Below are 15146 nucleotides of genomic sequence, written 5' to 3'. Positions count from 1 at the left end.
CCCATGCCCTATGCCCCATGCCCCATGCCCCATGCCGCATAGTACCTCATCTTTCTGAAAAAGGCTATATCTGAGTGCTAGTTTTGCATTGTCAAGCTTTTTTGCCGTGTACTTGAATGCGTTTGTCGGTTTTTTGTTTCTTCACCCAAGAGAGAAATTTCTGGAATTGGGGGTCATTTTTGAGCTTTTCTGGGGTGTTGAGCTCTTGGGCGAGGTGTTTGTTCTCAAATAGAGAGTGAATCTGGCGGTGACAAGCTGAGCAAATGTCGATCGTCGGGCTGGGATCTTCGTTTTTCCGCTTGGTGTTTTGTTTGGGGATGAGGTGATGGGCGGTTAATGCTGCCATTTGTCGATCGCACAATTCGCACTGCATAATTTTTTCAATGCTGTTTGATAGGCAATTGCTTCTTTTAATTTAGCGTAGTTTAGGGCGATCGGCTTTCAGAAAGTGAGTAATATCAATTCCTCTCTTCATCGTCCTGTATTCATTTCTCTCTAATCTCTCTGTGTTCTCTGTGTTCTAGTAAGGTTAAATCATTCCGATGCAACCGGAAACGATATAAAGGTCGATCGCACTTTGCAAACAATAAAAAACCCCCAACGGGGGGTCATATTAATTTCTGGTGGGGCAGCCTTCTTGCCTGCTCCCTAAGTAGAAAAACCTACAGGTTCAAATCACGTACAGCAGTACAAACAAAACAATCCAAATCACATCGACAAAGTGCCAGTAAATCTCGGTCGCTTCGATGCCAAAGTGGTGTTCGCTAGAATAATGACCTTCCACGCGCGATCGCCAAACTACCCCGGCCATCAGCAGCACTCCAAACGTAACGTGCAAGCCGTGAAAAGCAGTCAAAACGTAAAAGCAACTAGCGTACAAATTAGTTGTCAGGCCAAACTCTAAATGAGTATATTCGTAAACCTGACCGCACAAAAACACTACGCCCATGAGGATAGTTGCAAGCAACCAATTCCTCATACCCGCCACATCATTCTTTTTGATTGCAGTATCCGCATTATGAATCACAAAACTGCTAGCAATCAAAATTATGGTATTAATTCCCGGCAGCAATAACTCGCGATCGGGCGTACCTTCAGGCGGCCACGCCGGGGCCATCGCTCGATAAATCAAATAGGCCGCAAACATACCGAAAAATATCATGCCTTCAGCGCCCAAGAACACAATCACCCCTAAAATTCGGTGGTCGGGATGCTCTTCGTGCCCTTCTATTTCGGCGCTGTGGTGGTAATTGAGAGCTGTTTTTTCTGGATCTATCGTTGGAATTTGTTGCATGATAAATTGCTAGTTGGTAATGGGATTTTGAAGGAAGAAGTCATTAGTCATTAGTCATTAGTCATTAGTCATCAGTCATCAGTCATTAGTCATCAGTCATCAGTGCTGTTGCTTCCGAGCTTTCCGTACAACGTCATCAGGAAGAAGGAAGAAGTCATTAGTCATTAGTCATTAGTCATGTTTTGCTGTTGCTTCCGAGCTTTCCGTACAACGTCATCAGCAAGAAGAAAGAAGGAAGAGGGAAGAGACAGAAAAAAATTATCTGTACATCGCTGCTGTGCGGTCAAAAGTCATTAGTTCAAAGTTCTACTATTGCAACGAGCAATAACTAATGACTAATGACTAATGACTGATGACTCATAAGTGATGACTAATTGTCATCTTGACTTTCATCTGCAGGAGAATCAGCTTTTATTTCCGATTCAGGAGCGACTAAAGTTGCAGTACCGCCAAAGAAAGTTGAAGCTTGAGCCTCTGCAATCGGAATACCTTCTTTCTTGGCGTTGCGGGTGGCATTTTCCCTCAACTTCAGCCTGAGACGTTCCCCAGTATGCTGAATTTTTTCCATGCCGTAATCGTAAGGCCCGGTTGCTAATACCGGCACTCCTTCAAAATTTTCGATCGGCGGTGGCGAAGTCGTCATCCATTCCAAACTCAAAGCTTCCCAAGGATTATCGCCTGCTTTCGGGCCGTATCTCCAGCTCCAAATCACGTTAACAATAAACGGGATTGTCGAGACTGCCAGCATATAAGCGCCGATCGTACAAATGACATTAATCGTGGTAAATTTCGGGTCGTACATTGCCACCCGCCGGGGCATTCCTTGCATCCCCAAAGCGTGCATTGGCAAGAAAGTTACAGTAAAGCCCACATAGGTTAAAACAAAGTGAACTCTACCCCAAAATTCGTTAAGCATCCGCCCAGTCATTTTGGGGAACCAGTGGTAAAAAGCAGCGTAAATTCCAAACACTGAGCCGCCAAACAGCACGTAGTGTAAGTGAGCGACGATAAAATAAGTATCGTGAACGTGAATGTCAAAAGGTACGGAAGCTACCATGATCCCGGTGATGCCGCCGAGGACGAATGTTGAGATAAAACCCATCCCAAATAGCATGGCGCTAACTAGGCGGAGTTTTCCTCCCCAAATAGTGGCCAACCAGCTAAATATTTTAATCCCAGTGGGCACGGCGATGATCATAGTTGTGATCATGAAAAACATCCGCAGCCAGCCAGGAGTGCCGCTGGTGAACATATGGTGCGCCCACACGATTAAGCCCAAAAAGCTGATCGCGAGACTGGAATAGGCGATCGCCAAATAACCAAAAATTGGCTTGCGCGAATGCACCGGCAAAACTTCTGAAATCACCCCAAAAAAGGGCATAATCATAATGTAAACTGCCGGGTGCGAATAAAACCAGAATAAATGCTGGTAGACGATGGGATCGCCGTTACCTGTCGGGTTAAAAAATGCCGTCCCCGCTAACAAGTCAAACGACAGCAAAATCAAAGCTGAAGCTAACACTGGAGTAGCAATTAAAGTCAGCGCTGCCGTCGCAATCATTGCCCAGCAAAACAAAGGCATTTCATTGAGACTCATGCTCGGAACCCGCATCGTGAAGATGGTAACGGCAAAATTCACCGCTCCCAAAATCGAAGAAGTTCCGAGAATCAAGACGCTGAGAATCCAAATTTCTTCTCCGGCTTGAGCAGTAACTAAGCTCAAAGGCGGATAGGAAGTCCAACCAGCCTGCGGAGCTCCCACCAAAAAACTGCTCAGCAGCAATACGCCGCCTACTGGAATTAACCAAAAGGCAACCGCATTCAGCCTAGGAAATGCCATGTCTTTTGCCCCAATCATTAAGGGGATCAAAAAGTTAGCAAATCCAGCTCCGGCTGGTACGATCCACAGGAAGATCATCACCGTGGCGTGAACGGTAAATAAACTGTTGTAGAGTTCGGGGGTGACAAAATCGCTATCGGGGGTGGCGAGTTCGGTTCGCACTATTGTCGCCATCACGCCGCCGATTAGATAGAAACAAAATGTTGTAACTAGGTATTGAATACCGATTACTTTGTGGTCGGTACTAAAACCGAAGTAATCTCGCCAATGTCTGTCGGCCGGCGCTGTGCCGCGAGCCTCAAGGTTGGCAGTTTCTTGGAACTGTGCTTGTGTCATAGTTATTCGTCATTAGTTATTTGTCATTAGTTATTAGCTTTGGATCGAAGACCAATTGCCAGGAACTAATGACTATTTTTAGTGATGGTTTGGGTGAAGTTTTTCTAGGGTTTCTGGATTAATTTTTATTTCCCTGACGTAGGGAGCTAAAAATTCTCCGTCTGACATTTCCCCAGGATTAATTGCTATTGCTTCCTCTAAGTTTTGAGTGCTAGCAATTTGCTGTTCCTTGACCCAATTATCGAAGTCTTCGGGGGTGTGAACGAATGCTAAAGCTTTCATCGCTCCGTGATAAGCGCCGCACAATTCTGCACAAACAATCCGGTATTCGCCGACTTTATTTGCTGTAAATCTCAGTTCGCTCGGCCTGCCGGGAATTGCATCTTGTTTGAGGCGAAATTCCGGCATCCAAAATGCGTGCAGCACGTCTTGAGCTGCAATATTTAGCTGCACGTCGCGGTTGGCTGGCATATGCAGTTCGCCGGAACTGACACCGCTTTCTGGATAGCTAAAAATCCAGGCATACTGCAAACCCATGACGTTTACAATTAAGTCTGGTGCTTTATTTTCATTTTTTGGGGATGCGCCAACGCCAAGAGCAACGAGCTTTTGAGAGGGAATTTTAGGGGCGTTTTGGGGTGTATCTGACAGTGTGGCCGCGATCGCACTTCCGCGCATTTGAGATTGCGATTGCATGGTGCCGTGGTCATGATTGCCCATCGGATCGAGGCCTCCCATTGAGTTGTAAATCTCAAAACTGTAGACTCCGATTCCTAAAATTATCACCGCTGGCAAGGCTGTCCATAGAATTTCTAAAGGAAAGTTATCATGCCAAGGCGGGCCGTCTGTGTTGTCTCCTTTACGGCGGCGGTATTTAATTGCAGCAACGATCAGCAGTCCCTGAACCATGATAAATAGTCCGGTGGAAATGGTCATCATTGTGTTGAAGAGTCCGTCTACCTGGGAGGCCTCCTCAGAAGCGGCGATCGGCATTAAACCATGATTCTGCCCGTACCAGAGACTGATCAGAGTCACTCCGATACCGGCGAGCATGGTGATGATGGAACTTGGAATGTTCACGCTGATACCTTAGTAGTAGCGACACTTCTTCGCTTGAACAATTAGGGAAGCAACTCTGGGTTGTCAATTTTTAATTGTAAATTGACATTTTGAGTGCAATCCCTATCTTAATGCTTACTTAAGGCTTATACCATTTTTGATTGCTGATTTGATATTTTTGATGGGGAATGACTTATGCTCTAAGGGTTTGGAGCTAAGAGGAGCGGTAACATTTTTTTGTGAAACTGAGATGAGTTTTTTTTGGCGATCGCTCGTTCAAATTAATACGGTTTATGTCCCTTGACAAAACTTAGAAAATATGGTAAACAATTGGTATTTTTTGTTACTAAACTTGAGATTGTTTCTCAAACACCATTAAATGCTGCTGGGGTAACATATCTTTTGTCTCTTTCCATACTAAACCGACGGCGGCCATTTCTTTTTTTACCTGTTTTTGGGTCATTTTGTGCAAGCCTTTAATGGGAATCATTGGATTTTCGCCCCGATACTCGATCGATACCGCGCGCCCTCCCGGCTTGAGTGCTTTGACAATTCCTTCCATCATTTCTCTGGGATATGCAAACTCGTGATAAGCATCCACCATCACAACTAAATCCACGCTATTTTCCGGCAAATTCGGATTGTCAAGACTGCCCAAAACTGGCTCAACATTAGTAATATTTTTTTCTTTTTTGTTCAACTCAAGAAAATTAATCATTTCCGGCTGCACGTCAACGGCGAAAACCTTTCCTTCGGGAACTAGGGCAGCGATGCGAAAGCTAAAATACCCGGTTCCGGCTCCAATGTCTGCTACAATATCAGTTGGTTTTAAATCGAGATTGTTGACTAATCGAGCGGATTTTTCTTCCATGCCGCGAGATGGTCTTTCCAGCCAACCAGCGCCTTCATATCCCATGACTTGGGCAATTTCTCGACCCATGTAAAATTTGCCTATACCGTCGGGATTGTGGACGGTTCGCTGCTGATAAATGGTGTCGCTGCCGACAATTTTATTTGCTTGTGCTGCGGTGCAAGCAGTCTGGGAGAACAGGCAAATAATTGTCAGGATTATTACTGTTAATGGTTTAATCAACTGTGCGGCTTTTTTCACGACGATATTTCGGATTTTGTGTTTGAATATTGGCTCGTTGTTTCTCGTTCCCTGGCTCTGCCTGGGAACGCAGATCCAGAGGCTCTGCCTCGGCAAGAGCGAAAATATTTCACTATTTAATTGACAGCGGATTCTAATAATTTGATTGTACCAGAATTTGCATCGATTTCGACTTCTTTGCCGATCGGCAAAGTGAACTTATCCCGAATGTGTCCTGTCATGGAACCGTACCACGCGGGAATATTCAAGGGGCGAATCAGATCCGTCAACACTTGATCTAAGGTTAAGGACTCTTGCGGTTTTTCAGCTTCGCACTTGGTACACTGTCCGAAAATAAAACCGGATATTTTATCTAGAATGCCCGCTAATTTAAGCTGCGTTAACATTCGATCGATTCGATAAACTTCTTCGCCCACTTCCTCGACAAACAAAATACTATTTTCCCATTCCGGCAAATAAGTAGAGCCTACCATTGCTGCAATTACTGATAAATTGCCGCCGATTAGTTTTCCCCTAGCTGTGCCGCGCCGGATAACTTGAACTTGCACGCTTTGGGAGTTTTGCATGGTGACAGCACCTCCGTCAAACAAAACTTTTTTGACGTAATTTACTGTAAAGGGACTCCAACTTGAGACACCTAAAGGGCCGTGAAAAGTAACTATATTAGTTTTAGCATGAATCGCTAATAAAAGTGCTGTAATATCGCTGAATCCCATAATTATTTTGGGATTGTTGCGGATAATGTTGTAATCTAGGAGCGGCAAAATTCGGTTGCAGCCCCAGCCGCCCATCCCGGTAAAAATAGCTTGCACTGAGTTATCGGCAAAGGCGCTGTTGACATCGGCGGCGCGATCGGCATCCTTCCCTGCTAAATAGCCGTAGCGATCGTAAAAATGCTTTCCCAGTTTAACTTTTAAACCCAAGTTATCCAATACTTTAAAAAAATCTTGGATTTCTTTTTCGTAACTGAAAGCGGCAGGATTGATTAAAGCAACTGTATCACCGACTTGCAGGCGGGGAGGCTTAATAATTGTTTGGGGGAAAATGTTGTTTTGGGCGATCCTCTTCAAGGGCTTCGCCAACGGCAAAAATATCGTGCCCATAGCAGTCAACCCAAAAGTTCTGAGCACATAGCGGCGGGGGAGAGTCATAAATGTTATACCATTTTTCTATTAAGTGAAATTTTAGATACTTCGGTTTCGCGAGCGTACGAGTTTTAAATTTTATATTTGAGGAATTATTAATTAATTGGTGAATACTTGACTCGCTTGAGAACGGCTATAGATAACTTCTGCTATAGCGGTTCGATCGCCCTATGCCCTATGCCCTGTGCCCACGGACACCTATGCCCTAGGTCGCATAGTACCTCCTATGAGAGCACAGAAAGGCTATATAATTGTATATTGAAATTGCTGCCAGCCCAGTTAAAAATTGCCAGTTTAACATGAAAACAGACACTAACATCTCAGCTAAAAAATCCTGGGCTAAAGCTTTAGCCACTCCGGCTGCGGAGTTTCCGTTGACTCAGCTATCGGTTAAAAGCGGTAAAATTCCCGACGGATTGCGCGGCAGTCTCTATCGCAACGGGCCCGGACGTTTGGAACGCGGCGGCATGACTGCGGGACACTGGTTTGATGGCGACGGTGCAATTTTGGCAGTTCATTTTACCGATGTCGGTGCTGCTGCTGTTTATCGCTACGTGCAAACAGCGGGATATTTAGCTGAAGAAAAAGCTAATAGATTTATCTACACTAATTATGGCATGACAGCACCGGGGCCTGCGTGGTTGCGGTGGACTAAATCTGTTAAAAATGCTGCCAATACTTCAGTTTTTGCTTTGCCCGATCGCCTTTTGGCATTATGGGAAGGCGGGCCACCTCACAGCCTAGATTTGCAAACTCTGCAAACTAAAGGAATCGACAATTTAGGCAATTTAGATAGTAAATTTTCTTATTCAGCTCACTGCAAGCGCGACCCGATTACTGGCAATATTTTTAACTTTGGAATTACCAGCAGTGCGAGTCCTAAGTTGAATTTGTATAAAAGCGATTGTACGGGCAAAATCGTGCAAAAAGCAACTATTCCTTTAAAGGGAATTTCTCTCGTACACGATTTTGTTTTGGCGGGAAACTATCTAATATTTTTTGTGCCGCCGGTGCGACTCAATGTTTTGCCAGTGTTAGCTGGAATTAGCAGTTATGGCGACTCGTTTGACTGGAAACCGGAGTTAAAAACGCAGATATTAGTTATTGATTCGGAAACTCTGTCTTTAGTTAGTTGTGGCGAAACTGATGCTTGGTTTCAGTGGCACTTTGCTAACGGTTTTGTCAAAGAAGATGGTTCGGTGGCGGTAGATTTTGTGCGTTTCGCTGACTTTCAAACTAATCAGCGACTGAAAGAAGTACCGACAGGTGAAACTCGCACTGACGCGGAAGGTTCTCTGTGGCGGGTATGTTTAAATCCTGAAACTGCCGAGGTGATAGCAGCCGAACAATTGTTGGATAAAGCTTGCGAGTTTCCGGTTGTACCTGCTTCCGAGATTGGTCAAGACTCGCGGTATATTTATCTGGCAATGTATCGGTCTGATGTTGATATTGTAGCGGAACGTTACGGGGCGATCGCCCGTTTGGACACACAAACCCGAAATCTCACAATTGCCGATTGCGGCGAAAATCGCTATCCCACAGAACCCGTCTACGTTCCAGATATTTCCTCGGAGAAAGGTTGGATTTTGACAGTTGTTTATGATGGGAATTCTGATAGCAGCGAAGTCTGGATATTTGACAGCGACAGACTAAACAGCGCTCCTATTTGTCAGCTAGAATTGCCCGGTGTCATACCTTTGAGCTTTCACGGTACTTGGAAATCCGCCTGATGAGAAAATTGTCAAGAAGTGTTGCGGAAGATTTATTAAAAATTGTTGCCACTTTTCTGTCAAGTTGTTAAGGTGTGTGTAGAAGCGAAAAACTCATATCTAGGAGGTATGTGATTGATGCTCTATATTGCTCAAAAATCCCCGGCGAATATAATTCGCGGCTGCACAAACAAAGTCCGCCTGCGCTGACTAACCAAACAGGGGAATTAAGCCAACCAAATTCGGTAAGATTTCTTACCTTGTTTTACAATCTCAAGTTTGTCTGCTTGAGTAAGGTATAGCAGCCAGATTTCTGGCAAATTTCTGGCAAATTTCTGGCAAATTTCTGGCAAATTTCTAGCAAATTTCTGCCAAACCAAAAGTTTAGAGGACTTATGCACAAACTCTGTTTGTACGGTTCGCCCACAAGCACCTTACAGCAATACCACATCGAAGGATTTTTTGCATAAGTCACGGTTTAGTTGAGTTTAAATCCCGCGCGCGTTGGCGATTCAAAAGTTTTGAATTAACTCCACAAAATTCATAACTCGCAACTTATAACTCCGCGCGCGGCGATCACTTCAAATCCAGAGGGTTTAATGTATGCAACTTCAAGGAAAAACAGCTCTAGTGACAGGAGCTTCGCGCGGAATTGGGCGATCGATCGCCCTGGAATTAGCGCGACAAGGAATCAAACGCTTGGTGATAGTAGCGCGCAACCGCCGGCAATTAATTGAACTGGCAGAGGAAATCGATGTTTTTGGTACAGAAATAGTACCCTTAGCTTTGGATTTAACTCAGTCAGTAGCGGTGAATATTGCGATCGCCCAAGCTTGGCGCGATTGCGGCCCAATTCACCTGCTAGTCAACTGTGCGGGTGTAGCACACCAAGCATCATTCTTGCGTGCCCCGCTACCGTTAATCGAGGAAGAAATCGCCTTAAATTTGCTCGGAACCTACACAATTACCCGCTTAATAGCGAAGCGAATGGCGGCGCAAAAAGAGGGAACAATTGTCAATGTTTCGAGCTTGATGGGCAAAATTGCGGCTCCGACAATGGCGACGTATTCTGCTACAAAATTTGCAATTTTGGGATTCACCCAAGCCTTGCGTAGCGAGTTAACTCAGTACAATGTTCGAGTCACAGCTTTATTGCCATCTCTAACAGATACCGATATGGTGCGAGACTTGGAACAATTCCGGTGGGTAGTGCCCACAACTCCCGAAAAAGTTGCCCTAGCGCTTGTGGCGGGATTGCACAAAGATGCGCCGGAAATCTTGGTGGGATACCAAAGTCATCTAGCAGTTTTGTGTCACCGAATTGCTCCTTGGTTGCTGGATTTTGTGTTGCGGATGGCAACTCCAAAACTTCGCAATGGAGCGCGGGACGATCGCAAATTGCGCGAGGCTTAGGCTAACGCGCGATCGACTAATATGATGTCTAGTCGATTACTGTAACAAAAACGGTTTGTAGTGCGGACGACCGTCCGCACTACAAACCTGTTAATTTACAACCAATTGCCAACTAAAATATATGTCGCCCAAATATTCGCCGGCTCATATCTTTCCAACAGAGACTTTTGTGCAAAATGCAGCGCTTTTGCCCTAGTCATTCCGGGTTTCGACAGTTCCTCATAAAACCGTAACATCAGTTCCGTATTTGGTGCATCCTGCGCTTCCCACAAAGTTGATAAAGTGCTGCGCGCCCCCGCACGCACCGCTATTCCCGCAAGTCCTAAAACTGCTCTGTTATCTCCCGATGCAGTTTGACAAGCACTCAAAACAAGCAATTCAATATTAGTTTGCTGCTGCGGAGTTTCGGTTTCAATTAAATTAGCGATATCTTGACCTTTCAGGAGTTTTTGGTAAGCCACAATATAGGTTTCATCTGGGTCTGAACTGAATTCGCCATGAGTTTTTAGGTGTATTGCTGAAAAGTTGCCTGTTTGAAGCTTATTTTGAATATTGGCTTTGGTGAAATTGGCCTCAAGCAGGGGTTGACTGGCGGGAACTTTTTGGCTAATTCCTTCTAATTCTTCCTTTAATTTTTGGATGGTTTCAAACTGTTTACCGTCAATGTTTTGCGATTGACCGATGCCGCCGACGAAGACTTTTAGTTTTTGTTGTAGCGGTTGAGGTGCAAAAAGTGTGAGTTGCGGGGAAATGGCGATCGCATATTTATCTTGTACTAAATATTGCTCGGTTTTTTCATCGTAAAGCACCGCCATCGGGATGTTCCGCAAATCGCCATCGAGGACAAATACTAATGTTTCAATTTGAGGATTTTTGTCGAGTTCGGGTTTCAGCGGTGCGAGCAACCATTGGTACACTTTTTTGGCATCCGCTATTACTTCAGGATTATTTCCCGGTGTTTGCAAATTTTTTCGGAGTTGTTGCAGGGTAGTTTCTACTGTTTTTCGAGGTACGGGAGTTTCGCGATATGTTAGGGGTTTTCCTGCTACTTGAAAAATCAGTGCTATTTTGTCTTCTAAGATAATTGGATAAATTAGTGTAGCTTCAGGATCGGGTATTTGATTGATGGCAACGGTAGGAGATAAACTGCACCGCAAAAAGTTTTCGATTTCGGCTAGTTGAAGTGCGTCAATCTGTTGGATTGCTTGTTCTAAATTTGCTTGATTTGGTTGAGTGTTTCCCTCAGTTGTCACGAGTAAATCTACGAGTTGGCGGTAAACTGGTTCGGCATTGTCTCGGAAGGAAAACTGCACGTCGGGATTGACGGCAATTAAATCTTTGCGTAAAGATTGGAGGGTTTGAACTGATGCTTGATAAGCTGCGATCGCATTTTTTTTGTCTCCCTTACTTTTCACCGTCAATCTGCCTAATTGCCACTGCCACCGATAGGCAATATCCGCCGCCTGAATTGACTGTGCAATACCTAAAGCTTCTGCGGTTAATTGTTTGGCATCGGATAATTGTCCGGTGATTTCGTACAATTCGCCGAGACTGCCTTTGGCGTAGGATTCTGCTCGCAAATCGCCTAATTTTGTAGCATCTTTGGCTGCGGATGCCAATAGTTTCGCAACATAAATTAATTCTGGGTTTCCTAGGGTTTGACTTTTGGCTGCGACAGCACAGTGTTGGACTGCAGGCGACAAAGGTAGTAAGATTTTCTCGATGTGCGATCGCTCCATTGTTTGCACTTTCAAACAAGTCAGGCTTTCGGCAAAGTCGATGCGGGCATAGATGGATTCAGTGGTGACGGGCAAATTGTCAACTTTTGACTGGATTTCTTGCCACAAATTGCTGATATCTGAGTATGGTTGAGTTTCCACAAGCAGGCTCAGTTTACTTAATTTAGCTTGCAATTGTTCGGTTTGGGCAGCAAGGGCGATCGCCCTTTCGTAAAATTCCAAAGCTTGGGCATAATGAACCTTAGCATCCTTGCGGATATCTTCTTGCCGTTTGGCGATCGATCGCTGGAGATTTCCCAAACTGAGATAAGCGGCGCTGATAGCTTCATTTAACTGCAAATTTTGGGCAATTTCTAAACTGCGGTTTAACATGATTGCGGAAGTTTTCAAAGCACCCGTGACGCGCAGTACATCGCCTAAAGTTCTCAATCCCGATGCGCTGAGTTCCGTGTCTGCCAAGTTTTCAACTGTCGCCTTTTCTGTCGGAGATAGTTGATTGTCGATTAAGCTTTGGCAGTTGAAATTACCAATTTCTAAAACAGGGAGCAAACTATTGCAAGCTTGGCGGTAAAGTCCGGCTGATTGGAGATTTTGGGCGGCGATTAGTTGGCTGTTGGTTTTAGGGGCGATCGCACCTGCTATCCTAGCAGAAACAGGCACTTGCAAGCAGCATAAAAATGCTGTTATTTCTGCTAATATCAACCAATTTTTATACTTTTGTATATTCATTGATTCTGGTTTTTGAGAAATTTTTATGCGGACAAGGCTTGTTTTATAGGATATTGCTGTCAACTAGATCGCGCGTTATACCGACAGTCCGACAGGGTTTGCAACCACCGTATTATAGCAATAATCGGTTAAAAATCACATTTTGCACAAGAGTTAATAACGGGTTCTCCGGCCCGTTCCACAAAAGATGAATTTTCTTGCGGAACAGGCCGGAGAGCCTGTTCCCAAACAAGTAATTGAGAATGGTGCAACATTTCAGTTGAAACCGACTGTAAAATCTGACAGAAACTGCGAGTAATTTTAGTCCTATAAAAGAGGGATTTCGCTATGAAACCAAGGTGAACAACCCCTGTCGGACTCTCGAATCAACGAAATAATTAGGGCGAAATTTGGAATTTTTAACCCTTCTAACTCAACAGATAACAGATCGCAATCAACAAATAAGAAATAACAAACAACAAACAACAAACAACAAATAACAAATAACAAATAACAAATAACAGTCAATTGAAGCATCAGAGATTTACTTGCAGCATTAAATCTGGAAGCTTGAACTTCCGTCTAAAATTTGGAACCACAGCAGGAGTACGTGGCAGGGTATGGGTTTTTGGGCGTGTCAAAGGCGATCCGGGGGATATATCTTAGTATTTCTTCACATAGCCTGATTTCGGTCTATGATTATGCCTTATGGCGTCCTTGTGTTTAAAGCCCGTTATCGCGTATCGCTGATGAGTCAATCAACCAATCCACCACAATCCCAACCAATTTCTCGAAGAACCGCCCTCAAAATCCTCGGAGTCGGTACCGCCGGCGGGCTGCTGGGCTACTCTCGATTTTCCAAGCCAGAACCCGCCGTTTTTGGTCAAGATTCTCTTGACTTACCGCGAATGCTGAATAACCGCAAAACCGTAGCAGTTGTCGGAGGCGGCTTAGCCGGGCTCGCCTGCGCTTACGAACTGTGTCAGCGAGGTTTCGCGGTGACGCTACTAGAAAAATCGCCCCAACTCGGAGGCAAAATAGCTAGTTGGCCGATACAAGTCGGGAACGAAACTTTTATGATGGAACACGGTTTCCACGGTTTTTTTCCGCAATATTACAACCTCAAAAGTGTAGTTGAAGAATTAGAAATTACCGATAATTTTGTATCTTTGGAATCCTACGCCGTCCTGTTTAGAGACGGCAAATACAAACCCGAAGTTTTCCGTCCCAACCATTCAGCCTTCCCCTGGAATATAGTTGACCTGGCGATATCTTCTCCCAACCGTCTCAAGTGGGGAATCAACCTGACAAAACCCGCTCATTGGGAAGTGTTTCGAGAAATTGGCGGCTTTCAAACGCAAAAAACTTTCGCTCGTCTCGACAATATATCAGTTGCTGACTGGGTAAAAGGTGAATTTCCGCGCGGACTTTACGACTTGTATTTTTTGCCTTTTGCCAAATCCAGCCTTAACGCTCCCGACAAATTGAGCGTCGGAGAATTAATGCAATTTTTCCACTTTTACTTTTTCGGAAATCCCGAAGGTTTGGCCTTCAACGGCACGCGGCAAGATATGGGTACAAGTTTGGTGCAGCCTATTGCCAGAGCCATTGAAAGCAAAGGTGGCAAAGTATTAACAGATGTCGCAGTTAGCAATATTCACTGGGAAAACGGCAGGATTGATTCTCTGAGTTATCAGTCGGGAGACGTGCAAAGTAAAGTGCCTTTTTGGGTCAAACGAAACGCGCTGTTAACTGACAGCAACTCTACAGAATATTTCGGCGCGGGAGACAGCGTATTTGCCAGCGCCCCTGGAGGAAAAGAAGCAATTTCTCTAAGTTGCACTCACCAAGGCTGCACAGTTCAGAAACAAAACGACGGTCAATTTCACTGTCCCTGTCACGGAGCAGTTTTTGATGCTGAGGGACGAGTTGTGAGCGGGCCTGCTCAGCGGGATTTACCCAGATTTAAGGTAGTCGATAAAAAAGCAGATGAGGTACAGTTGGCAGCAGCAGTAAACAAATCACAACCGCAAAAATTGGGAGAAATATTGCAGGCTGATTACTATGTTTTTGCTGCCGATGTTCCTGGGATGCAGCATTTGTTTAGTTTAGCTAGCGGTGAAGTAAATCAACAGGTGCAGAGCCGAATCGAGGGCTTGAAAATAGCCGATCCGTTTGCGGTGGGCCGTTTTTGGTTCGATCGCGATTTTCCCTGGGAACACAGCAATTTTAGTTCGCTTTCCGGCTACAAACTGACTGACAGCATCACACTTTACCACAAAATTCAAGATCAATTCATCGAGTGGCATCAGAAAACTGGCGGTAGCGTAGTGGAACTGCACGCTTACTGTTACAAGGAGAAAGAATTTCCCAACCAGGAAGTTTTGCTCGCTACTTTCGAGGAAGAATTGTATGAAATTGTACCGGAATTAAAAGCGGCGACTCTGCTGCACCGGGAATTGGTAAATCAAAAGAATTTCTCCGGTTATCCACCCGGTAGTTATGCGGAACGGCCAGACACTAGCTGCGCTGTACCTAATCTTTTGTTTGCCGGAGATTGGGTGAAAATGCCGTTTCCTTGCGGTTTAATGGAAAGGGCTGTGAGCAGCGGTTTGTTAGCAGCTAATGCGATATTATATGAGGAAGGTTTGCAGAGGCGATCGCTGTTGACGGTGAATCCCGAAGGCGTACTGAAAATCTAAGGTGTGCAGCGGGGCGGATTTTATATTATGTCCGCTAAAAATGGTTTGTAGTGAGGAATGCAAGTCTTCTGATTTTTAAGGCGAGCATTA

The 15146-nt window shown here is 44.8% G+C and carries 11 protein-coding genes; 3 read left to right on the top strand and 8 right to left on the bottom strand.

Going from position 1 to position 15146, the window contains the following annotated elements; all coding sequences use genetic code 11:
• Nucleotides 1-91: 91 nt before the first annotated feature.
• The 6 genes from IQ263_RS15630 to IQ263_RS15605 all read right to left on the bottom strand — a co-directional run bounded on the left by IQ263_RS15630 (nt 92) and on the right by IQ263_RS15605 (nt 6791).
• A complete protein-coding gene (locus IQ263_RS15630; RefSeq protein ID WP_194068232.1) occupies nt 92-373 on the bottom strand; it encodes an HNH endonuclease in 282 nt (93 codons plus the stop codon).
• Between the two features lie 297 nt (nt 374-670).
• Nucleotides 671-1294, bottom strand: a complete 624-nt coding sequence (locus tag IQ263_RS15625) for a cytochrome c oxidase subunit 3 (protein WP_194068231.1) — start codon at nt 1292-1294, stop codon at nt 671-673.
• A 370-nt stretch (nt 1295-1664) separates the two neighbouring features.
• A complete protein-coding gene (gene ctaD, locus IQ263_RS15620) occupies nt 1665-3470 on the bottom strand; it encodes a cytochrome c oxidase subunit I (RefSeq protein WP_194068230.1) in 1806 nt (601 codons plus the stop codon).
• Between the two features lie 78 nt (nt 3471-3548).
• A complete protein-coding gene (locus tag IQ263_RS15615) occupies nt 3549-4550 on the bottom strand; it encodes a cytochrome c oxidase subunit II (protein WP_194068229.1) in 1002 nt (333 codons plus the stop codon).
• A gap of 325 nt (nt 4551-4875) precedes the next feature.
• On the bottom strand, nt 4876-5640 hold the full coding sequence (locus tag IQ263_RS15610; protein ID WP_194068228.1) for a class I SAM-dependent methyltransferase: 765 nt from the start codon (nt 5638-5640) through the stop codon (nt 4876-4878).
• Between the two features lie 116 nt (nt 5641-5756).
• The gene (locus IQ263_RS15605) at nt 5757-6791 is read right to left on the bottom strand and encodes a S66 peptidase family protein (protein WP_194068227.1); all 1035 of its coding nucleotides are present in this window, start codon (nt 6789-6791) and stop codon (nt 5757-5759) included.
• A gap of 293 nt (nt 6792-7084) precedes the next feature.
• On the opposite strand from IQ263_RS15605, the gene IQ263_RS15600 reads away from it, so the two are divergent.
• Nucleotides 7085-8515 (top strand): carotenoid oxygenase family protein, encoded by a 1431-nt coding sequence (locus IQ263_RS15600; protein WP_194068226.1) that lies wholly within the window; start codon nt 7085-7087, stop codon nt 8513-8515.
• A gap of 206 nt (nt 8516-8721) precedes the next feature.
• Here the strand turns inward: IQ263_RS15600 and IQ263_RS15595 are convergent, their stop codons facing one another.
• Entirely contained in the window at nt 8722-8895 is a 174-nt protein-coding gene (locus tag IQ263_RS15595) for a hypothetical protein (protein ID WP_194068225.1), read from the bottom strand.
• Between the two features lie 202 nt (nt 8896-9097).
• On the opposite strand from IQ263_RS15595, the gene IQ263_RS15590 reads away from it, so the two are divergent.
• Complete coding sequence (locus IQ263_RS15590; protein WP_194068224.1) at nt 9098-9907, top strand: SDR family NAD(P)-dependent oxidoreductase; 810 nt, start codon at nt 9098-9100, stop codon at nt 9905-9907.
• Nucleotides 9908-10002: 95 nt separating this feature from the next.
• Here IQ263_RS15590 and IQ263_RS15585 read toward each other — a convergent pair whose 3' ends face one another.
• Entirely contained in the window at nt 10003-12375 is a 2373-nt protein-coding gene (locus IQ263_RS15585; RefSeq protein ID WP_194068223.1) for a CHAT domain-containing protein, read from the bottom strand.
• 728 nt (nt 12376-13103) lie between these two features.
• Here IQ263_RS15585 and IQ263_RS15580 point away from each other — a divergent pair.
• Nucleotides 13104-15056, top strand: coding sequence for an FAD-dependent oxidoreductase (locus IQ263_RS15580; RefSeq protein WP_194068222.1), 1953 nt, complete (start codon nt 13104-13106; stop codon nt 15054-15056).
• Nucleotides 15057-15146: the final 90 nt, after the last annotated feature.

The sequence above is a fragment of the Tychonema sp. LEGE 06208 genome (genome assembly GCF_015207505.1).
GTDB lineage: Bacteria > Cyanobacteriota > Cyanobacteriia > Cyanobacteriales > Microcoleaceae > Microcoleus.
Note: the sequence above shows the minus strand (reverse complement) of the source record. Positions and strands in the feature narration are given on the sequence as shown.